The organism is Streptomyces sp. UC4497 (assembly GCF_054871485.1).
On sequence record NZ_JBTYHB010000026.1, the window covers coordinates 19133 to 40646 of the forward strand.

Genomic DNA, 21514 nt, shown 5'->3' on the forward strand with positions numbered 1-21514 from the left:
GACCTGTCAGGCGGCGAGCCGTCAAGAGTCCTGCACGTGAAGGAGTCGGCACCCGGGAACAACTAGGCTTGCGGCGTGACCAGAGTCCGGTTGAGCGTGGCCGAGCGGCGCGAAGAGCTGCTGGGGGCCGCCATCGAGCAGATCGAGGCGCGCGGGGTGGCCGCCGTGCGCATCGCCGACGTGGCATCGGCGCTCGGCGTGAGCAACGCGCTGGTGCTGTACCACTTCTCGACGAAGGAGAAGCTCGTCGCGGCCGCGTTCGCGCATGCCGCCGAGAGCGACCTGGCCCATCTGCGCAAGCTGCTCGGCCGCCGCACAACGGCCCTGAAGCGGCTGCGCGCCGCGGTGCGCTGGTACGCGCCGACGGGGCAGGCCAAGGGGTGGCGGCTGTGGATCGAGGGCTGGGCGGCGGCGCTGCGCGAGCCCGCGCTGCGGGAGGTCACGCGGGACCTCGACCGGCAGTGGAAGGCGGCGCTCGCCGAAGTGGTCGCCGAGGGCGTGGCGGCGGGCGAGTTCGTCTGCGCCGACCCGATGGGGGCGGCGCTGCGGATCACGGCGCTGCTCGACGGGCTCGCCGTGCAGATGACGGCCTACGACGACGGGCGCGCCAGGTCGGCCGTCGTGTCGCGGGCCCGTATGCAGGAGTGGGTGGATGAGGCGCTCGCCCGCGAACTGGGGCTCGAGCGCGCGGAGTTGACCGGGGCGGGGCGCTGACGGGCGGCCGTCAGCGCCACCGCGCCGCAGAGGTTCAACGCGTCAGGACGCCGCCTCCAGGTGCGCCTTCACCGCGTGCGGGTCCACGAAGCCCTTCGCCTGCACCCGGTCGCCGGAGGACTCGCCGCGCAGCCGGCGCCCGATCCACGGCACCAGGAACTCGCGCGCCCAGTGGATGTCGTCGCGCCGCACCTCGAACGTGCCGCGCGGCGGCAGCAGCGGCCACGCCTGCTCGGGGTCGGCCGGCACGTCGATGCCCAGCGCCTGACCGGCGCGCAGCGCCACCCGCGTGTGCCCCTCGGGCGACAGGTGGAGACGGTCGTCGTCCCAGGCCCTGCGGTCCTGGATGGACTTCAGGGACCACAGGTCGAGCATCAGGCAGCCGTGCCGGTCGGCGATCGCCCGCACGTGCATGTTGTACGTGGCGATCTTGCCGCGCAGGTGCTTGAGCACGGCCACGTCACGGGTGTCGAAGCCGGTGGCCACCATGACGGTGCCGGCCGCCTCGGTGAGCTGGACCACGGCCTTCTCGAAGCGTTCGGCCACGTCGTCCGGGTCGGTGCCGGGGCGGATGATGTCGTTGCCGCCGGCGACCAGGGTCACCAGGTCGGGCGCGAGCTCGACCGCCTTCGGGACCTGGTCCGCGACGATCTGGTCGAGGAGCTTGCCGCGCACGGCCAGGTTCGCGTACTTGAAGGTGTCCTCGGGGACACGGTCGTCCAGGAGGACGGCGAGCCGGTCGGCCCAACCCGCGAACTTTCCGTCGGGCCCGGGGTCACCGACTCCTTCGGTGAAGCTGTCGCCCACGGCCGCGTAGGACCGGATCGTGCCGTTGAGTGTCTCCGTGAGTGCTCTCGATTCGTTTGCCACGACCACACATCTTTCACCCTCGACTGTGACCTACGCGACCGTAGCCAGGGGTTGACGCGTGGTGAGATAACCCACTCGCCACCTGGGGAATAAGCGCGGGAACGCACTTCGGCGCCCGGGGGACAGCCCCGGGCGCCGAAGTGAGCGAGCGGTCGCGACCGCTACGAGTCGTCTCAGGCGTTCACACCGTGCTCGCTCAGGTACGCGATCGGGTCGATGTCCGAGCCGTAGTCCGCGGTCGTGCGGACCTCGAAGTGCAGGTGCGGTCCGGTGACGTTGCCCGTCGCGCCGGACTTGGCGATCTCCTGGCCGGCCGTCACGGTGTCGCCCTGGGCGACGCCGATCGAGGACAGGTGGCCGTACTGGGAGAAGTGGCCGTCGGCGTGCTCGATGACGACCTCGTTGCCGTACGCGCCGCCCGAGCCGGTCGAGACGACGGTGCCGTCGGCGATCGACTTCACGGAGGTGCCGGTCGGCACCGAGTAGTCGGCGCCGGTGTGGCTGCCGCTGGACCACATGGAGCCCGAGTTGCCGTAGCCCGTGCCCTGGGCGCCGTCGACCGGCGCCGCGTAGTCGCCGGAGGCGGTGGTCTTGGCGCTCGTCTCCGTGGCGGTGGCCGCGCCCTCGGAGCCGGATTCACTGTCGGCCGCGCCGCCGAGGTCGAGCTCGACGCCGATCTTGAGGTGGTCCGCGTCGGGGCCGACGGCGTCCTTGTTGTCCTCGTAGAGCTTCTTCCAGCCGCCGTCGACGTCCTGCGCCTTGGCGATCTTCGAGAGCGTGTCACCGGCCTTGACGGTGTACGTCGTGGCGTCGGCGGCGGGGCCGGACGTCGCGGCCTGCGCGCCGGTGGCGCCCATCAGCGGCAGCGCGATGGCGGCTCCGCCGGCGGAGGCGACGGCGGCGACACGGGCGATGCGGCGGGAGGTCGAAAGGCGGTGCTTTCCCTTTGCGGGCATGCTGAATTTCCTCTCCGTCGCCTACGAGGTGAGCTGTCGGGTTCGGGCTGGAGATGCCCGGCCGCGCCCGGGGTACGGGCACGGCTTCACCCCAAGCCGCTTCGGGAAATCCCCTACGCGGCGTCTTGCGTGTGGGTCCCCCGCTCCTGCCGTGACGGGTAGTCGAAAGGAATCCGGGCGGCGGCAGGACTAGGCGTTCCGACCGGATTGATTGGTGACCGTAGGCGAACGGCAATGGCGACGACAAACCCCGAATTCATCTGCGGGGGCAATTCCTTGGGATTCTGAGGCTTCCCTGTGTAACCCTCCGTCGACATTCCTCGCTTTACCAACGCCATACCTTCGGGGATTACTGGGGCGCCATTCCCGGCCGTCCGCCACACAGCGTCACGAACATGAAGCCGGTCACGCACACGCCCACAAGCCCCTTCGATTCATGCACAGTTGGCACGAATCGGGGCGAATCAGACAGATGGTTGCCTGTGGAACCGATGTCGTATCGTCAGGAGCGCGCCCGCCGGCGACCCAACGCCGGTGCACCGATTGGGAGGAGCCCCTGTGACGCAGCACGCACCGTCCACCGAGCCCGAGCTGACCGGAGTGCGCAACTTCCGAGATGTGGGCGGCCTGCCCACCGTGGACGGCCGGCGCGTGCGCCAGGGCGTACTGTTCCGCAGCGGTCACCTCGCCCACGCCACGGCAGAGGACTCGGCCTTCCTCTCCTCCCTCGGCCTGCACACGGTCTTCGACTTCCGCAACTCCGCGGACCAGAAGCTGGAGGGCGCGGACGTCGAACTGCCCGGCGTGCGCAATCTGAACCTGCCGCTCAACGACCCGGCCGACGGCGCCGAATTCTGGACCATGGTCCGCGACGGCAACATCGACCAGCTGCGCCAGATCCTCGACGAGGGCCGCGCGGCGAACCGGCTCGTCGAGTCCTACCGCACCATGATCAAGGAGCGCACCGCCGAGCACAGCCGCGTGCTGCACTCCCTCGCCGAGGACAGCCTCCCCGCGCTGATGCACTGCGCGGCGGGCAAGGACCGCGCGGGCCTGTCGATCGCGGTGACGCTGCTCGCGGTGGGCGTGGAGCGCGACGCCATCGAGGCGGACTACCTCAAGTCCAACGAGAAGCACCGCCGCTACAACGTGCGCCGCACCGCCACCGCGAAGGACGCCTACTCCCCCGAGATCATGGAGCTGCTCAGCCCGCTCTTCGACGCCCGCATCGAGTACCTCAACGCGGGCCTCGAGACGATCGACGAACTGTGGGGCAGCACGGACCGCTACCTCGAAGAGGGCCTGAAGCTCACCTCGGCGACGCGCGAGCGGCTGCGCGAGCGCCTGCTGGACTGAGGCCCGGCGCCTGAGGGCCTGCACCGTCCTCTCGGCCGAAGCCCGGGCCTGAGCCGCAGCCCCGGACCCCGGCCCAGTGCCCGACGTCACCCCTCCCTGTCGCGAAGTGCCGCGCGGGCAGGGAGGGTTACGGCGAGCAGCCCGAGGCACACCGCGCTCGCGGCGAACGTGCCGTACAGCAGCGGCGGTATGTACGGGGACTCCCCCGTCATGCCGCGCATCATCGGGGTCAGCGTGATCAGCGCGATGGTGGTGCCGAGCGCCACCCCTGCCGCCGATACCAGCAGGCTCTCCCAGCGGAGCATCCGCAGCACCTGGCGGCGCGTGGATCCGACGAGGCGGAGCACCGTCAGTTCGCGACGGCGGTCCAGGACCGTCATCACCAGGGTGTTGACCGCGGCGACGGCGGCGAACCCGCCCAGGACCGCGGCCATCATGTAGTTGGACCAGGCCCCCAGCTCGCTGTCCACGCTCTGCGCGACGGCATAGCCCGAGGCGTCGGTGACCTTGCCCAGTGCGGTGAGCGGCTCGGCGTCGCCGCCGCGCACCAGCAGCGTGCCGTCGAAGCCCGAGGTGACGTGGGCGGCCAGGGACGCGCGGTCCATGGTCACCGCCGCCAGGCCGAGGCCCCGGCCGTAGACCGCGGCGACTTCCGGGCGGGCCTTCGTGCCGTCGGGAAGGTAGAGCGGCAGCCTGTCGCCGACCTTCACCTTCGCCGCCGTGGCGAGCGTCTTGTCGATGGCGATGCGGCCCGCGCCCACGCCGTTCAAGCTGCCGTCACGCACATCCAGGTCCTGCACCCTGGCCAGCTCGGCGCCGGAGCCCGAGATGCCCTGCGTCGCCGTTGCCTGCAGCGACGTCTCCCCGCCCGAGTCGACCGGTACGAGCACCTGTGTGTCGAGGAGGCTTACGGCCGCGTCCACGCCGGGAGCGCGGGCGGCCCGGTCGGCGGCGCCCGCGGGAAGTCCTGCCGGGGCGGTGACGACGTGGTCCGCCGTGATGCCCTCGCGCAGCTGGTCCGCGGAGACCTTGCTCTCGCTCGTGTGCATGAAGACCAGCGTCGAGGCGAAGGCCATCGCCAGCACGATCGGCGTGATCGCGGAGGCCAACCGGCGGGAATTCGTCCGAGAGTTGGCGGCCGCCAGCGAGGCCGAGGCCCCTCCGCCGCGCAGCAGCAGGCCGAAGAGCGCCGCGCACAGCCGGGCCACCAGCGGGCCGAGCAGCGCGACGGCGAGCATGAAGAGCATGACCACGCCGAGCGAGGCATTCGCCGCGTCGGCTCCGGCGGTGGAGGCCGCGACGCCGGCGAGCGCCGAGCCGCCGCCGAGGGCCGCGACACCGAGCACGGTACGGATGACGCCCGGGCGCAGCCGCTCCACCGAGGCCTCGGCGAGCGCCTGCCCCGGCTTGATCCTCGCGGGCCTGCGCCCGGCGATCCACCCGGCGCCGAGCGCCGTGAGCAGTCCGGTCCCGACGGCGGCGACCAGCGGGATCCACGAGACGTGCAGCTCGACCGCCTGCGGGACGGCCCCGCGGTCCTTCAGCTGCCCGAACCACCAGTGCGCGAGCCCGATGCCCGGCAGGCACCCGAGCACCCCGGCGAGCGGCGCGACGAGCAGCGCCTCGGAGGCGACCGCCCGGCGGATCTGCCGCGGGGTGGCGCCGACGGCACGCAGCAGCGCGAACTCGCGGGTGCGCTGGCCGACCGAGAGGGCGACCGTGCCGGCCGCGGTGAAGACGGCGACCAGCGTGGCGATCCCGCCGAAGGAGCCGCCGAGCGCGGTGAGCGTCTCCTTGGCGTAGGCCAGGCCGTGGTCCTCGACCTCGCCGCGGTCGTCACCGGTGAGCACCTGCGCGCCGGATCCGGTCAGGGCCTTCTCGACGGCGGTGGCCAGGGCGCCGGTGTCGGCGCCGTCCTTGGCGAGTACGGCGATGGCGTCGGCCTTGCCTGGATGGCCGGACAGCGCGGGCGCCTGGGCGTCGGCGAACCAGGCCGTGGCCCCGCCGCCCGCCGCCGTGCCTGCCCCTGCGGTGTCCCCGGCTCCGGCCTTGGCAAGACCGGACACCCTGAACTCCGCGCGCCCCGCCGCCGTTTCGAGCGCGACGGTGTCACCGACATGGGCCTTCGCGGTGCGGGCCGCGGCGGCGTCGAGCGCCACCTCTCCCGTGCGCGGCGCGGCGCCCGCGGACAGCGCGGTCCCGGTGAAGGCGCCCGAGTCCCAGCCGTGACCGGTGAGCGCACCGGACGAGGAGGCACTCTGCCGCACCGGGAAGGTGAAGTCCGCCACCGCCGCCTCGGCGCCCGGCGCCCGGGCCGCCTTCGCCGCGAGCCGCGCGTCCACGCGCGCGGTGTCCGGCAGCGGGTACGAGGTCTCCTCGGGGCCGTCGACGGTGTCGGTGACGACCCGCGCGGACTGGTCCGCCGCCGCCACGACCGGCGCCTTCGCGTACCGCTCCGCCGGAACCGAAGCACGTACGCCGGTCTCCAGCAGGGTGCCGCAGGCCGCGACGATCAGCGCCGACATCAGCAGCGCGACGAACGTGCCCGCGAACGAAGCGGGCTTGAAGCGTACGGCCGCCCGCGCGAGGCCGTTGGGGGCAGGGCTCCTCATGCCGCCGCCCCCGCCATCGCGCCCGCGCGGGAGGTGCGGGCGGCGAGCGTCGCCATCCGCGCCGCGATCTGCTCCGCCGAACCGCGCTCCAGGCTGTCGGCGAAGGCGCCGTCGGCGAGGAACAGCACGCGGTCGGCCCAGGCGGCCGCGGTCGGGTCGTGGGTGACCATCACGACGGTGGCGCCGAGGTGGTCGACGGCGTTGCGGAGCAGGCCCAGGACCTCGGCCGCGGTGCCGGTGTCGAGGGCGCCGGTGGGCTCGTCCGCGAACACCACGTCGGGGCTCGTGACCAGGGCGCGGGCGACGGCCACCCGCTGCTGCTGGCCGCCGGAGAGCTCGCCGGGCCGGCGCCGCGCCTTGTCCGCGAGCCCGACCTGAGCGAGCATCGCGGCCGCCCGGCGGCGGTCCTGGCGGCGCCCGGCGAGACGCATGGGCAGCAGCACGTTCTGCTCCACGGTCAGCGACGGCAGCAGGTTGAACGCCTGGAAGACGAAGCCGAGGCGGCTGCGGCGCAACTCGGTGAGCCGGTTCTCGCTCATGCCGGTGATCTCCGTGCCACCAAGGTGCACGGATCCCGCCGACGGCCGGTCGAGCCCGGCGGCGCACTGCAGGAAGGTGGACTTGCCGGACCCGGACGGTCCCATCACGGCCGTGAACGTGCCGCGCGGCAGAGCGAGGTCGACGCCCGCGAGAGCGTGCACCGCACCGGCCCCGCGCCCGTACTGCCGCCGCACACCGCGCAGTTCGACAGCGAGACCCGGCGTGCCGGCTTGCGCCTCCGGCCGGTCGTCCTCGATCGTCCGCTGCTTGCCCCTGCGTAGCCCCATGGCCCTGTCCCGCCCTCTCGTACGCTTCCTCGCTCTGACGGGGAGGAGTGTGCGAGAGCGGACGGTCGCCTGGCGTCATACCCAGGAGCCAACATGGAGGTGCTACTGCAGTAGGGGGTCCCGCCTCACGCGGTCCGGCCTCAGCGGTCCCGCTTCACGCGGCCCCGCCCCACAGCGCACCGCCTCACTGATTCCCACCCAGCGTGAACAGCAAGTAGATGAACCCGGCCAGCGCATGCCCGGCGAAGACGTACACGAGGACCCGGATCAGAATGCCGCGCGGCAGCTTGTCCTCTATCTGTCGGCGGGCCGGCCCCGGGGTCGGCCCGGTCGTGTCAGGCGTGTGAGCCGCATCGGACGTGTCAGCCATGGCGGGTCTCCTTTACCGGTCCCGCCGACGGACCGAGGCACAGTGCGGCCGTCGGGCTCTGCAGCAGGGTGTGGACGAACAGGAAGTCGACGCCGCCCGGGTCGACGGCGGCGATGCGGTGCGGGGTGAGCGAGTCGAAGTGGGAGCTGTCGCCCGGGTCGAGCCGGTAGGACGTGTCCCCCAGCCGCAGCCGCAGGCGCCCCGACAGGACGTACAGCCACTCCTCCCCCGGATGCACGCGCACCACATCGCCCTGGGACCCGTACGGCGCGTGGACCTGCAACGCCTGCATGCCGCGGCCGGGCGACCCGGCCTGCCGGTACGTCCAGCCCCCGGCCTCGGTGGCTTCCATCGTGCCGCCGCGCACGACCGCGTCCCGGTCGGCGGGAGTCTCGCCGAGCAGTTCGGATACGGTCGTACCGTAGATACGGGCCAGTGACAGCAGCATCGGGAGCGAGGGCTGACGCTGTCCGGTCTCCAGGCGGGAGAGGTGCGCCGGGGACAGACCGGCGGATCCGGCGGCGACCTCCAGGGTGAGGGCCGCGCGGCGGCGCAGTTCGCGGAGCTGGGGTGCGACGGCGGGAAGTTCCGGGGGTTCCGGGACCTCCGCACCGTCGACCTCGTCCGGCTGGTCCGGCGAGAGGGCAGGGCTCATGCTGTCGATTCAGCCAGAGCCGTGCCCCTCCGGCAACTTTCTTGCCTCAGAGGCAAAAGCCGTCGCGAGCGCCACCGCGTAAGCCACCGTCCGAAGCCGGGACGCCCGAACCACCGACACCCTCAGCGGTTCGCCACCGCCTGCTTGATCAGCGTCTTGCTGAAGTCCCACATCAGCCCGCCCCCACTGTGCGCGTCGTCCATGACCGCCGTGAACGCCTCGACGAAGCGCTCGACGTCGGCCTCGTTCACCACGAGCGGCGGGATCAGTTTGATGACTTCGAGGTGGTCGCCGGAGACCTGGGTCAGGATCCGGTACTTCTGGAGCAGCGGCACCACGACCATCTGCGCGAACAGACCCTTGCGCGCGGCCTGCAGCATCGTCCAACGGCTGCGCAGTTTCAGGGACTTCGGCCGCCCGAACTCGATGCCGATCATGAGCCCGCGCCCGCGCACGTCACTCAACAGCTCGTAGCGGTCGATGAGTTCGGTGAGCCGGGACGTCAGCAGCTCGCCCATCGCCCGCGCGTTCGCGACCGTCTCCTCGTCCTCCATGACGGACAGGACCGCGAGGCCCGCCGCCATCGCCTGGGCGTTGGAGCCGAAGCTCGCCGAGTGGACGAGGACCCGGTCCATGGACGAGTAGACCTTCTTGAAGATCCAGTCCTTGCCGAGCGTCGCGCCGACGGGCACATAACCGCCCGACAGCGCCTTGGCCACGCACACCAGGTCCGGTTCGACGCCCTCCTCGTGCTGGTAGGCGTAGAAGTCGCCGGTGCGGCCGAGGCCCGTCTGCACCTCGTCCGCGATCAGCAGCGCCTTGTGCCTACGCAACAGCTCCTGCGCGGCCCGCAGATAGCCGGGCGGCGACTCGTACACGCCCTTGCCCTGGATCGGTTCGACGATGAGCCCGGCGACATCGCCCTTCTTCAACTCCCTTGCCAGCGCGTCGAGATCGCCAAGCGGAATCGGGGTGTCGGGCAGCAGAGGGGCGAAGCCGTCGCGGAAGCCGTCCTCCCCGTTCACCGACAACGAGCCGGTCGTCAGGCCGTGGAAGGCGTGCGCGCAGTACAGGATCCGCGGCTTGCCGGTCGCGTACCGCGCGAACTTCAGCGCCGTCTCCACCGCCTCCGTACCGCTGTTGCCGAAGAACACCCGGTCCAGGTGCGGGCTGTGCGTCACCAGCTTCTCGGCGAGCAGGCCCGGCAGCGGCTGGCAGTCGAAGCGGGTCAGGTCGGCGAGCGAGGCGTCGAGGACGTCGTGCAGTGCCTTGCGTACGACGGGGTGGTGCCGGCCGAGGCCCATGACACCGAATCCGGCGAGCATGTCCAGGTAGTCGTTGCCGTCCGCGTCCCAGAAGTGCGCGCCCTCGGCCCGCTCGTAGACCTTGTCGAAGCCGATGGTGTGGAGCATCTTCGGCAGCTGGTGGTTGAGGTACTTGGTGTGCAGCTCGTACCGTTCGGCGCCGCGCTCGGCGAGCAGCTTGCCGAGGTCGAACTCCTTGCTCATGCGTTGATCTCCTTGCCCGGTGTGCCACTACCCGCTGTGCCGCTGCCCACTGTTCGACTGTCCGCCGTCCGGCTATCCGCTGCGCGGCTCATGCTGGCGCTGATCCGCCCCGCGATCTCCACGGGCGTCAGACCGATGTCGGCCAGTACCTCGCCCCGCTTGCCGTGCGCCAGGAACTGCTCCGGGATGCCGAACCGCCGTACGGGGACGTCGACTTCGGCCTCGCCGAGGGCGAGCGCGACGGCCGAGCCGACGCCCGCCGCCTTGCTGTTGTCCTCGACGACGGCGACCAGTTCGTGCGCGGCGGCGAGCGGCGCGAGGTCGGGGTCGACGGGCTTGACCCAACGGGGGTCCACCACCGTGCAGTTGATACCGCGCGCCTCCAGCAGATCCGCGGCCTGCAGGCACACCGGCGCCATCACGCCGACCGAGACGAGCAGCACCCGCGGCTCCTCGGCCCGGTGCAGGACGTCGATGCCGCCGACCCGGTCGACGGCCGCGATCGGCTCGCCCACCGACTCCTTGGGGAACCGCAGCATGGTCGGCGCGTCGTCGACGGCGACCGCTTCCCTCAGCTGCGAGCGGAGTTGGTCGGCGTCGCGCGGCGCGGCGATCCGCAGGCCCGGCACGACCTGGAGCACGGACATGTCCCACATGCCGTTGTGGGAGGCCCCGTCGGCACCCGTGACACCGGCCCGGTCGAGCACGAAGGTGACCCCGCATTTGTGCAGCGCGACGTCCATCAGGAGCTGGTCGAAGGCCCGATTGAGGAAGGTCGCGTACACGGCAACGACCGGATGCAGCCCGCCCGTTGCGAGCCCCGCGGCCGACACGGCGGCGTGCTGTTCGGCGATCCCGACGTCCCACACCCGCTCGGGGAACTCCGCCGCGAACTTGGTGAGTCCCACCGGGTGCAGCATCGCCGCGGTGATCGCGACGACGTCCTCGCGCTCGCGCCCGATCGCCGCGATCTCGTCGCCGAACACCGAGGTCCAGGAGGGCCCGTTGGACGGCGCGAGCGGCTCGCAGGTGAGCGGGTCCATCACGCCGACGGTGTGGAAGCGGTCGGCCTCGTCGGCGAGCGCGGGCTCGTAGCCGCGCCCCTTCTCGGTCAGGCAGTGCACAAGTACCGGGCCGTGGAAGCGTTTTGCGCGTCGCAGGGCGGATTCGACGGCGCCCATGTCATGGCCGTCGATGGGACCCACGTACTTCAGGCCCAGGTCCTCGAACATGCCCTGCGGCGCGAACGCGTCCTTGAAGCCCTTCTTCGCACCGTGCAGCGACTCGTAGACCGTGTGCCCGACCACGGGGGTCTTCAGCAGCACGTCCTTGCCCCAGGCCAGCACCTTCTCGTAGCCGTCCGTCGTCCGCAGCGTCGCGAGATGGTTGGCGAGGCCGCCGATCGTGGGCGCGTATGAGCGCTCGTTGTCGTTGACGACGATGATCAGCGGCCGGTCCTTGGCGGCCGCGATGTTGTTCAGCGCCTCCCAGGCCATGCCCCCGGTCAGCGCGCCGTCCCCGATGACGGCGACGACGTGCCCGCGCTCGCCCTGCACCTGACGCGCCTTGGCGAGGCCGTCGGCCCAGCCGAGCGCCGTGGAGGCGTGCGAGTTCTCCACGATGTCGTGCTCGGACTCCTCACGCGAGGGGTAGCCGGACAGGCCGCCCTTTCCGCGCAGCTTCGAGAAGTCCTGGCGGCCCGTCAGAAGCTTGTGTACATAGCTCTGATGGCCGGTGTCCCACACGAGGCGGTCGACCGGCGACTCGAATACCCGGTGCAACGCGATGGACAGTTCCACCACACCCAGGTTCGGCCCGAGGTGTCCCCCCGTCCTCGCGACCGCGTGGATCAGGAACTCTCTGACCTCATGGGCCAGTTCACCGATCTCCTCCTCGCTCAGCGCCTTCAGGTCGCGCGGCCCCCGGATGCTTTCCAGAATCGTCACGCTCGAGCCCCCTTCCGGTCCGTCCTCAAGAACTCAGCTCACGGTGACGTCGGGAGCCCCCGACGCGACGCCGTCCTTCTCCATCTGCTCGGCGATCTGCATCGCCTCTTCAATGAGCGTCTCGACGATCTTCGACTCGGGCACGGTCTTGATGACCTCGCCCTTGACGAAGATCTGGCCCTTGCCGTTGCCGGACGCGACACCGAGGTCCGCCTCGCGGGCCTCACCCGGACCGTTGACCACGCACCCCATGACGGCCACCCGCAGCGGCACCTCCATGCCCTCGAGCCCGGCGGTCACCTCGTCGGCGAGCTTGTAGACGTCGACCTGCGCGCGCCCGCAGGACGGGCACGACACGATCTCCAGGCGCCTCTGGCGCAGGCCCAGCGACTCCAGGATCTGGATGCCGACCTTGCACTCCTCGGCGGGCGGCGCGGACAGCGAGACCCGGATGGTGTCCCCGATGCCCTCGGAGAGCAGCGCTCCGAAGGCCACGGCGGACTTGATGGTGCCCTGGAAGGCGGGCCCCGCCTCGGTGACCCCGAGGTGCAGCGGATAGTCGCACGCGGCGGCGAGCTGCCGGTACGCGTTGACCATCACCACGGGGTCGTTGTGCTTCACCGAGATCTTGATGTCACGGAAGCCGTGCTCCTCGAAGAGCGAGGCCTCCCACAGCGCCGACTCGGCGAGGGCCTCCGGGGTCGCCTTCCCGTACTTCTGGAGCAGGCGCTTGTCCAGCGAGCCGGCGTTGACCCCGATGCGGATCGGTGTGCCGGCGTCGGACGCCGCCCGCGCGATCTGCTTCACCTTGTCGTCGAACTGCTTGATGTTGCCCGGGTTCACGCGCACCGCCGCACACCCCGCGTCGATGGCGGCGAACACGTACTTCGGCTGGAAGTGGATGTCCGCGATGACGGGGATCTGCGACTTGCGCGCGATGGTCGCGAGCGCGTCCGCGTCGTCCTGCGTGGGGCATGCCACTCGCACGATCTGGCAGCCGGAGGCGGTCAGTTCGGCGATCTGCTGCAGCGTCGCCCCGATGTCGGACGTGCGCGTCGTGGTCATCGACTGTACGGAAACGGGTGCCCCGCCTCCCACGGCCACCGGTCCGACCTGGATCTGACGGCTGACCCGCCGTTCAGCGATCGGTCGGACCGGTACCTCGGGGAGGCCCAGTGAGACTGGCTCTCCGGGATTCATGGTGTCGTCACCCACGGTTCCCGGCGACGGTCTCGGACATGGCGCGGATGGACTCCTTCAGCGACCCCATGGTGGCGAGCACGGCCGTCGGCTCGTAGCCGCAGTGCGCCATGCAGTTGTCGCAGCGCGGGTCCTTGCCGCGCCCGTAGGCGTCCCAGTCGGTCTCCTCGATGAGCTCCTTGTACGTGGGCACGTACCCGTCGCTCATCAGGTAGCAGGGCCGCTGCCAACCGAAGAGCGAGTAGTTGGGGATGGCCCACGCGGTGCACGGGAAGTCGACCTTGCCCTCGAGGAAGTCGAGGAACAGCGGCGAGTGGTTGAGCCGCCAGCGGCGCCGGTTGCCGCCCGCGAAGGACTTCTTGAACAGTTCGCGGGTCTGCGTGACGCCCAGGAAGTGGTCCTGGTCGGGCGCCTTCTCGTAGGCGTAGGCGGGCGAGATCATCATCTCGTCGACCTTGAGGTCGTCGTTGAGGTAGTTGAGCACCTCGATGATGTTCTGCGGGGTGTCGGTGTTGAAGAAGGTCGAGTTCGTGGTGACCCGGAAGCCGCGCCGCTTGGCCTCCTTGATCGCCTCGACCGCCTCGTCGAAGACACCTTCCTTGGCGACGGACTCGTCGTGCCGCTCGCGCATGCCGTCGATGTGCACTGTGAAGGCGAAGTACGGCGACGGCGTGAACTTCTCCATCTTCTTGCGCAGCAGCATCGCGTTGGTGCACAGGAAGACGTACTTCTTCTTGGCCACCAACTGCCGCACGATCTCATCGATCTGAGAGTGCATCAGCGGCTCGCCGCCGGCGATGGACACCATCGGCGCACCCGATTCGAGGACGGCACCGACGGCCTGGGCGACCGGCATGCGCTGCTTGAGCACCCCGGCCGGGTGCTGGATCTTTCCGCAGCCCTCGCACTTCAGGTTGCAGGCGAAGAGCGGCTCCAATTCGACGATGAGCGGAAACTTGTCCCGCCGGCGGATCTTCTGTTCAGCGAGATAGGTCGCGACCTTGATGGATTGACGAAGCGGCATGGCCATCTGGGCTCACCTCCGAGGGAGCAGCAAAGAACGGTGCCATTCAAAAAAAGCGGGAAGGACGGCACGAAGGACACGGAAAGCCGATAGTCCACCGCGAACCGTGCCGATCCTGACGAGTTCATGTTCTGGAGCGTCCACGACCACCCGGACGGCGGCAACCGGACGCCTCCCGGCGCCACCGGCCGCCCGCAGGGTCGCGGCCGACTCCATGTCGACGGCGATCGCGCCGGTCGCGAGCAGGTCGGCGCGCTCGTGACCGCGCACCACGTGGTCGGATCCGGTCAGCGGCCCGGTGTGCACGGTCTTGCCGGGCACGGCCTTGACCAGCTCCTTGACCAGGAGATCCGTGCCCGCGCACGGCGTGGCGCCGTACGTGTCACGGGTCTCGTCGGCCACCACCAGGTCGCCGGGGTGCATGCCGGGCGCGAGCCCGGCGCAGAACCCGGTGGCCACGACGGCGGCGTCGCGCAGCACGGCGTCACCCAGGGCGCGGGTGACCGCCTGCTCGGCGGCCTTCGGCCCCATGCCCGTACGCAGCACGGTCACGGGGCTCGTGGCCCCGGCCCTGCTGCCGCTGCGCAGCGCGAGGTGCTCGATGCCGAGCGCACAGGCGACCAGCAGCGGCGCGGTCTCCGGTGGGCGGGCCACCGGCGATGCGGTCATCAGCTCCCCTTGGTGGCGGCGCCCTTGTCACTGAAGGGCTCGCCGTTGACATACCGACCGAGTGCGGTCAGCGGGAACACCTGCCGGTACAGGTGGTAGTTGATCGAGAAGTCCCAGGGGAAGCCGGTCCCGGTGAAGTACGGCTCGTCCCAGGTGCCGTCCTCGGTCTGGGTGTCGGCGAGGTACGTGACACCGCGTTCGACGGCCTTCGACTCCCGCTCCCCCGCCGCGAGCAGCGCGAGCAGCGCCCACCCGGTCTGCGAGGCGGTCGAGGCGCCGTGCCCCTTCCAGTCCTCGTAGCGGTACGAGCGCAGGTCCTCGCCCCAGCCGCCGTCCTCGTTCTGGACGGACTCCAGCCAGCTGACGGCCCGTCTGATCGCGGGGTGCGATGCGGGCAGGCCGGCGGCGATCAGGGCGGGCACCACGGAGCCCGTGCCGTAGACGTAGTTGACGCCCCAGCGGCCGAACCAGGCGCCGTTGTCCTCCTGTTCGGCGAGCAGCCACTCGATGCCGCGCCGGGTGCGCGGGTCGCGCGTGTACCCCTCGATGGCGAGCATCTCGACGACGTGCCCGGTGACGTCGGCGGACGGCGGGTCGATGACCTCGCCGAAGTCGCAGAACGGCAGCCGGTTGGGGAACGGGCTGGTGTTGTCGACGTCGAAGGCGCCCCACGCGCCGTTCTTCGACTGCATGCCGAGGTTCCAGCGCACGCCGCGCTCGATGGCCTTCTCGACGCGCGCCTTGTCGGGGTGGGCGACGCGGCGCAGCGCGAGCACGACCTCGGCGGTGTCGTCGATGTCGGGGTAGTTGTCGTTGTCGAACTCGAAGGCCCAGCCGCCGGGTTCGAGCGCGGGCTTGCGCACGGACCAGTCGCCCGGCCGGTCGATCTGCTCGGCGATCATCCACTCGGCCGCCTTGACGAGCGCCGGGTGGTCGGCGGGCAGGCCCGCGTCGGCGAGCGCGATGGTCGCCAGGCACGTGTCCCACACCGGCGACTGGCAGGCCTCGATCATCCGGGCCCCGTCCTCGCGCCACACGGCGAACCGGTCGAGGGACGCCAACCCGGCCTTGAGAACCGGGTGTTCGAGGTCGTAGCCGAGCAGGTGGAGCGCGATGACGGAGTAGACGGCGGGCGGCTGGATGCCGCCCCAGCAGCCGTCGTTCTCCTGGCGCTCGACGATCCAGCGGGCCGCGGAGTTCATCGCGGACTTGCGCAGCCGCTTCAGGGCCACCTTGTGGTAGCCGTGCATGATCTTGTCGAGCCGCTGGAACGCGCCGTCCCAACTCACCACGGGGGCAAGGGGCTTGGCGGGGTTCGGATCGCGGGCGTCGGTGTGCAACTCGTCCAGCGGGAACGGCGCGGGGCGCACCGGGCGCTTCGCGGAGACCACGGTGAGCGGCACGATCGTCTGCCGGGCCCAGCACCCGAAGTCGTAGATGTTGAGCGGCATCCACTTGGGGAAGTAGATGAGCTCCGGGGGGAGTTCGGGGAGGTCGTCCCACTTCCACCAGCCGAACAGGGCCAGCCAGATCCGGGTGAACACGCGGCTGGCGGCGATGCCGCCGCGCTCGCGGATCCACGCGGAGGCCTTGGCCATGTGCGCGTCGTCCGGGGAGTCACCGGCCAGGCGCAGCGCGACGTACGCCTCGATGGTGGTGGACAGTTCGCCGGGGCCGCCGTAGAAGGTGGCCCAGGTGCCGTCCTCGCGCTGCTCGCCGCGGATGAACAGCGCGGCGGCGTCGGTGGTGGCCTGGTCCCTGATACCGAGGAACTGGCGCAGCAGCAGGTCTTCGGCGTCCATCGTCACGTTGGTGTCGAGGTCGCCCTTCCACCAGCCCCGGTCGTCCTGCCGCGCGAGCAGGAAGTCCGTGGCGCGCTGTATGGCTCGGCCGGCGGCGTTTCGGGGCCCGGCCGCCCCGGGGGTCGTGTCGGTCAGTTGGGCAGTGGTGGCCGAGGTCGTCTGCGGCGCCGTGGCGCCGGAGCTTCCGTCGGTCGTCGCTGTCATGGCTATCCCTTCATGCAGTGCTTCTTCTCTGCTGGGTAACCGTCGGCCGGAGCCCTGGCGGGACACCGGCCGGCGACTGCGAGTCATATGCGGCCGATAGTGATCATCTCTTTCGTACGACGACGAAGTCGGCGAGCGCCACGAACTGGGCGCGCACCGTGGCTGACATCTGGACGGAGTCCAGGGCTTCGAGGGCGACGGCGTACTGGCGCCGCGCTTCCTCGGCGGTCCACTCGCGCCCGCCGGCCTCCTCGATGAGGGCGGCGCGGGCGGCGAAGTCCGCCTCGGTGAAGGTGTCGAAGTCGACGTCCTTGGCGTCGGCGGCCAGGAGCTCGCCGAGTTGCTCGGAGGCCGGTCCGCCGGCGCCGAGCGCGGCGACGACCGGCAGGGACTTCTTGCGCTGGCGCAGGTCGCTCCAGGTCTGCTTGCCGGTCGACTCGGGGTCGCCCCAGATGCCGAGCAGGTCGTCGACGGCCTGGAAGGCGAGGCCCAGGTGGTAGCCGTACTTCTCCAGGGCGTCGGCGGTCGCGTCGTCGGCGCCGCCGAGGACCGCGCCGATGGAGGAGGCGCAGGCGAGCAGCGCGCCCGTCTTGTTGCCCTCCATCTCCAGGCACTCCACGACGCTGACGCGCTCGCGGTGCTCGAACCCGATGTCCTGCGCCTGGCCGTCGATGAGGGCGCGGGTCGCGGTGGTCAGGCGGCGCGTGGCGCGGCCCGCGTCGACGGTCTCCAGCTCCAGGATGACCTCGTTGGCCAGCGCGAAGAGGGCGTCGCCGACGAGGATCGCCTGGGCGGGGCCGTGCACCTTCCACACGGTGTCGCGGTGCCGGCGCTGCTCGTCGCCGTCCATCAGGTCGTCGTGCAGCAGCGAGAAGTTGTGGACGAGCTCGACCGCGACGGCGCCCGGCACGCCGACCTCGGGGTCGGCGCCCGCGGCCTGTGCGGACAGCACGGCCAGGGCGGGGCGCACGGCCTTGCCGCCGTCACCGTCGGCCGGGTTGCCCTCGGCGTCGATCCAGCCGAAGTGGTAGGCGGCGACGGTGTCCATCGGTGCTGCCAGGCGGTCCACGGCCGCCTTCAGCACGGGGGTGGCCAGGGTTCGGCCGCGCTCCAAAAGCGCGGTCACGTCCACCGCGTCGGCAGCCTCTGGGGCCGAGGGCACAGGTGGCACAGTCTCTCCTTGTGTAACCGGATACAGCGTTGTCGGCTTGTCGACCTGGGGCAGGTCGCTGGTCACGTCCACCGTGGGAAGGTCGCTGGTCACGCCGCCTCCCGGTACAGGTGGCCGCGGGGGCGGCCGAGCGCGGCGAGCGCCGCGTCGGCGGCACTGGTGCCGCTGCGGACAGCGCCTTCCATGGTCGCGGGCCACCCGGTGGCGGTCCACGCGCCGGCCAGGTACAGGCCGGGGGCATTGGTGCGGGCCGTGGGCCGCAGCGCGCCGACTCCGGGGGTCGGCGCGAAGGTCGCCGTCCGCTCCCGGGTGACGAAGAAGTCGTGGATCTCGGCGCCGCGCGCGGCGGGCAGCAGCCGCTCCAGCTCCGGCAGGTACCGCTTGCGCAGCTCGGCGACCGGCGCGTCGATCTCGTCCTGCGCGGCCGACTGGGAGACGGCGAGGTACTGGGCGTCCGGCAGCGTACGGGCGAGTCCCGAGGCGTCGGTGCGGTCGAAGACCCACTGGACCGGCGAGCCGAGCGCGGTGAAGAAGGGCTGCTTGAGGACCTTGTGGCCGTAGACGACGTGCAGGTTGAGGATCGGCGCGGTGCCGATGTCGAGCAGCCGGTCGGCGTCGTCGAGGGCTCCCGCGGGCAGCAGGTCGTGCGCCTCGCGCTGCGGCACGGCGAGCACGACGGTGTCGGCGGCGAGCACGGCGCCGGAACGGTCCGGCCCTTCGGGAACCTCCACGGCCCAACGCCCGTTGTCCGTACGGGAGATGGAGGTGACGCGTGTACGGAGTTCGGTGCGTACGCCCACGGAGTCGAGCGCCTTGCGGGCGAGAGTGTCGTGGAGTTCACCGAGGGGCACCTTGGCCCACCCGATGTCGGCGGCGCCGGGCTCGGACAGCAGCCCGGTCTTGAAGACCTTGGCGGCGAGGCCCAGCGAGGAGTCGCCCGCCACCGCGTTCAGGGTCGCGACGCCGACGAGGTCCCACAGCGCCTCGATGGCCCGCTGCGTCTGACCGTGCTCGGCCAGCCAGGAGCCGAAGTCCCGCTTGTCGAGCGCCGGATCGGCGGGATCCAGGCCCTTGAGGGCGAGCGCGGCACGGCCGACGTTGGCCCGCTCGGCGAGCGACAGGTGCGGGTACGTGGCGAGGCTCTTGGCCAGGTGCAGCGGCACGGGCAGCGCGGTGCGCCGCAGCCGGCCGAGCCGGTTCCTCTCGGCGTCGAGTACGGGCACGTCGAGTCGTTCCTGCAGGGGCGCGAGCGCGGCGGCGTCGACGCGGTCGAGGAACCAGCGGTAGGCGGTGCAGCAGCGCAGGTAGACGTGCTGGCCGTTGTCGACGGTGAGGTCGCCGCGCTTGAAGGAGAACGCGAGGCCGCCCAGCCTGGGGCGCCCCTCGAGGAGGGTGACGTCCATGCCTCCGTCGGCGAGCGCGAGCGCGGACGTGATCCCCGCGAGCCCACCGCCGACGACCACCGCGGTGGGACGCCCGCGGTCCCCCGCGGCGTCCGCCTCGCGCACGTCGCCGGACGTGGTCGCCTCGCTCATGCGCCCTCCCCCTGGGTGGTGCTCTCGGTGGTGCGTACGGCCCCTGTGGGGCCGGGTTCGACGGGTGTGGCGAACACGCGACCGACCGTTGCATGCAGGGACGCCACGCCGCTGCGGAGGGTTGCCCGCCGCTTCGTTCTCGCCACGTCGACCTGGCCCGCGCTGTCCATCAGGCGCGCCTCCTGGTCGTGCCGCGGGTGGCGCCGCGCACGACGGTGCGGGTGTCCAGGCCCGACAGGCCGCGCACGGCGACGTACGCCTTCTCGTGCCCGGGCAGCGAGACCCGGCCGCGCAGCACGGCCTCGGGGTCGCGCTCGATGCGGTCGAGCAGCCGGCGGTAGATGCCGGCCATGGCGGCGACGCAGGCGCCGGAGCGCCGGTCGAGCATGGGAAGCAGCCGGTAGCCCTCGGCGAACAGGGCGCGGGCGCGCCGCACTTCGAAGTGCACGAGCCCGGCGAAGTCCGAGCCGGCCGGCGGCACGGAGCTCTGGAACCCCGTCGAGCAGCCGAACTTCGCGAGGTCGTCGGCGGGCAGATAGGTGCGCCCGTCCGCAGCGTCCTCGCGCACGTCGCGCAGGATGTTGGTGAGTTGGAGCGCGAGGCCGAGCGTGTCGGCGAGCTCCGGCGCGCGCTCGACGCCGCGCGCCCCCGGTTCCGTGCCGAAGACGCCCAGCGAGACCCGCCCGATGGCGCCCGCGACGCACCGGCAGTAGACCTTCAGGTCGTCCCAGGTCTCGTAGGTCTCGCCGCGCAGGTCCATCAGGACACCGTCGATCAGCTCGTCGAGCGCGTCCAACGGAACCGGGAAGCGGCTCGCGGCATCGGCCAGGGCGACGGCCACCGGGTCGGTGTCGTCCTCCTCGACCTTGCCGTCCTGGACGCGGCCGAGCAGCGCCCTGGTCTCGTCGAGCCGGTGCGCCTTGATGTCGGGCTCCAGGCCGCCGTCGCCGATGTCGTCGACGCGGCGCGAGAACGCGTAGAGCGCCGACATGGCGCGCCGCTTCGCGGTCGGCAGCAGCCGGATCCCGTAGGCGAAGTTGCGGGCCTGCTGCCCGGTGACGGTCTCGCAGTAGCTGTATGCGGCGAGCACCGGCGCCGACACGGTCTGGTCAGACTCCACGGTGTTGCTCACCCCTCTCCTCGCAGAGTCGCTCCCACCTCGCGCAGCAATCGCGCCTTGGTGGGTTTGGGTGGTCCAGGAAGCACGTCGTACGAAACGGCGGTGATCGCGTGGACCGCCGCTTTCCCCCCTGCGACGAACCCTGCCAGCAGCAGCTTCAGCCTGCCGTGGACGCTACCCACCAGGGGGGTGCCTTCATTCAGCAGCTTCAGGGCGCGTTCGGCCTCGTACGCGACCAGCGCGCGCACCGATGCGCCCGCGCTCGGGGCGGCGAGATCCGTCTCGTCGACGTGGAACTTCTTCAGGTCTTCGGCCGGCAGGTAGATCCGGTCGCGCTCCAGGTCCTCGGCCACGTCCTGGAGGTGCTCGACGATCTGGAGCCCGGTGCAGACCGCGTCCGACAGGCGGATGCGCTCGGGGGTCGCGGTGCCGGTGATGGCGAGGACGAGGCGGCCCACGGGGTTGGCGGACAGCTCGCAGTAGGCCAGCAGGTCGTCGTACGTCTCGTAGCGCGTGACCAGCTGGTCCTGGCGGTTCGCGGCGATGAGGCCGAGGAACGGCTCGGGGGTCAGCGAGCGGCGCCGGACGGTGGGCTGCAGGGCCTTCAGGAGCGGGTGGCGGGGCGTGCCGTCGAAGACCTGCCGCAGGTCGGTCTCGAAGGCGTCCAGCATCGCGAGGCGGTCGTGCGCCTGATCGGGTGACACGCCCAGGAAGCGGGCGTCCGCGCCGCCGGGGGCGAGGTCGCCGTCACCGATGTCGTCGACGAGGCGCGCGAAGCCGTACACGGCCATCAGGTCGTCGCGCCAGGCGCGCGGCAGGAAGAAGGGGGCCACCGGGAAGTTCTCCTCGGCGGCCTTGTCGAGGGTGGCACTCACCGGGCTCGCTGTGTCGACAGGGCTCTCGGGGCGCACTCGGGGGTGCGGGCTCACCGGGTACGGCCCGCTTCCCCGAGGACGGCGAAAGCCCCGTGCCGGA

Annotated in this window: 18 protein-coding genes and 1 riboswitch; of the genes, 2 read left to right on the forward strand and 16 right to left on the reverse strand. The window is 71.4% G+C overall.

The window, feature by feature from the left end; genetic code table 11:
* Positions 1-75: 75 nt before the first annotated feature.
* Positions 76-714, forward strand: a complete 639-nt coding sequence (locus tag ACYSUO_RS29205; protein ID WP_461779234.1) for a TetR/AcrR family transcriptional regulator — start codon at positions 76-78, stop codon at positions 712-714.
* 42 nt (positions 715-756) lie between these two features.
* Here ACYSUO_RS29205 and ACYSUO_RS29210 read toward each other — a convergent pair whose 3' ends face one another.
* Positions 757-1539 carry an SGNH/GDSL hydrolase family protein gene (locus ACYSUO_RS29210; protein ID WP_461779303.1) on the reverse strand — a complete coding sequence of 261 codons (783 nt, stop codon included), beginning with the start codon at positions 1537-1539 and terminating at the stop codon, positions 757-759.
* 218 nt (positions 1540-1757) lie between these two features.
* The gene (locus tag ACYSUO_RS29215) at positions 1758-2540 is read right to left on the reverse strand and encodes a M23 family metallopeptidase (protein WP_461779235.1); all 783 of its coding nucleotides are present in this window, start codon (positions 2538-2540) and stop codon (positions 1758-1760) included.
* A 3-nt stretch (positions 2541-2543) separates the two neighbouring features.
* Positions 2544-2715, reverse strand: a riboswitch (cyclic di-AMP (ydaO/yuaA leader).
* Between the two features lie 383 nt (positions 2716-3098).
* Between ACYSUO_RS29215 and ACYSUO_RS29220 the strand changes: the two genes are divergently transcribed.
* Positions 3099-3896 (forward strand): tyrosine-protein phosphatase, encoded by a 798-nt coding sequence (locus ACYSUO_RS29220; RefSeq protein WP_461779236.1) that lies wholly within the window; start codon positions 3099-3101, stop codon positions 3894-3896.
* An 86-nt stretch (positions 3897-3982) separates the two neighbouring features.
* On the opposite strand, the gene ACYSUO_RS29225 is transcribed toward ACYSUO_RS29220, so the two are convergent.
* The 14 genes from ACYSUO_RS29225 to hpnC all read right to left on the reverse strand — a co-directional run bounded on the left by ACYSUO_RS29225 (position 3983) and on the right by hpnC (position 21450).
* On the reverse strand, positions 3983-6508 hold the full coding sequence (locus tag ACYSUO_RS29225) for an ABC transporter permease (RefSeq protein WP_461779237.1): 2526 nt from the start codon (positions 6506-6508) through the stop codon (positions 3983-3985).
* On the reverse strand, positions 6505-7335 hold the full coding sequence (locus ACYSUO_RS29230; RefSeq protein WP_461779238.1) for an ABC transporter ATP-binding protein: 831 nt from the start codon (positions 7333-7335) through the stop codon (positions 6505-6507). The genes ACYSUO_RS29225 and ACYSUO_RS29230 overlap by 4 nt, the downstream gene beginning before the upstream one ends.
* 184 nt (positions 7336-7519) lie before the next feature.
* Positions 7520-7705, reverse strand: coding sequence for a DUF6126 family protein (locus ACYSUO_RS29235; RefSeq protein WP_426898676.1), 186 nt, complete (start codon positions 7703-7705; stop codon positions 7520-7522).
* Positions 7698-8360, reverse strand: coding sequence for a helix-turn-helix domain-containing protein (locus ACYSUO_RS29240; RefSeq protein WP_461779239.1), 663 nt, complete (start codon positions 8358-8360; stop codon positions 7698-7700). Before ACYSUO_RS29240 ends, ACYSUO_RS29235 begins: the two co-directional genes overlap by 8 nt.
* 122 nt (positions 8361-8482) lie before the next feature.
* On the reverse strand, positions 8483-9868 hold the full coding sequence (locus tag ACYSUO_RS29245; protein ID WP_461779240.1) for an aspartate aminotransferase family protein: 1386 nt from the start codon (positions 9866-9868) through the stop codon (positions 8483-8485).
* The gene (gene dxs, locus ACYSUO_RS29250; protein ID WP_461779241.1) at positions 9865-11814 is read right to left on the reverse strand and encodes a 1-deoxy-D-xylulose-5-phosphate synthase; all 1950 of its coding nucleotides are present in this window, start codon (positions 11812-11814) and stop codon (positions 9865-9867) included. The genes ACYSUO_RS29245 and dxs overlap by 4 nt, the downstream gene beginning before the upstream one ends.
* A gap of 33 nt (positions 11815-11847) precedes the next feature.
* A complete protein-coding gene (gene ispG / locus ACYSUO_RS29255) occupies positions 11848-13014 on the reverse strand; it encodes a flavodoxin-dependent (E)-4-hydroxy-3-methylbut-2-enyl-diphosphate synthase (protein ID WP_461779242.1) in 1167 nt (388 codons plus the stop codon).
* A 7-nt stretch (positions 13015-13021) separates the two neighbouring features.
* Positions 13022-14044: an adenosyl-hopene transferase HpnH gene (gene hpnH, locus ACYSUO_RS29260; protein ID WP_461779243.1), complete on the reverse strand. Its 1023-nt coding sequence runs from the start codon at positions 14042-14044 to the stop codon at positions 13022-13024.
* 6 nt (positions 14045-14050) lie between these two features.
* Positions 14051-14707, reverse strand: a complete 657-nt coding sequence (locus ACYSUO_RS29265; protein WP_461779244.1) for a phosphorylase family protein — start codon at positions 14705-14707, stop codon at positions 14051-14053.
* Entirely contained in the window at positions 14707-16713 is a 2007-nt protein-coding gene (shc, locus tag ACYSUO_RS29270; protein WP_461779245.1) for a squalene--hopene cyclase, read from the reverse strand. Before shc ends, ACYSUO_RS29265 begins: the two co-directional genes overlap by 1 nt.
* Before the next feature lie 103 nt (positions 16714-16816).
* Positions 16817-17884 (reverse strand): polyprenyl synthetase family protein, encoded by a 1068-nt coding sequence (locus ACYSUO_RS29275; protein ID WP_461779246.1) that lies wholly within the window; start codon positions 17882-17884, stop codon positions 16817-16819.
* Positions 17885-17973: 89 nt separating this feature from the next.
* A complete protein-coding gene (gene hpnE / locus ACYSUO_RS29280) occupies positions 17974-19419 on the reverse strand; it encodes a hydroxysqualene dehydroxylase HpnE (RefSeq protein WP_461779247.1) in 1446 nt (481 codons plus the stop codon).
* Between the two features lie 169 nt (positions 19420-19588).
* On the reverse strand, positions 19589-20551 hold the full coding sequence (gene hpnD / locus ACYSUO_RS29285) for a presqualene diphosphate synthase HpnD (RefSeq protein ID WP_461779248.1): 963 nt from the start codon (positions 20549-20551) through the stop codon (positions 19589-19591).
* Entirely contained in the window at positions 20548-21450 is a 903-nt protein-coding gene (gene hpnC / locus ACYSUO_RS29290; protein ID WP_461779304.1) for a squalene synthase HpnC, read from the reverse strand. Before hpnC ends, hpnD begins: the two co-directional genes overlap by 4 nt.
* Between the last annotated feature and the right edge of the window lie 64 nt (positions 21451-21514).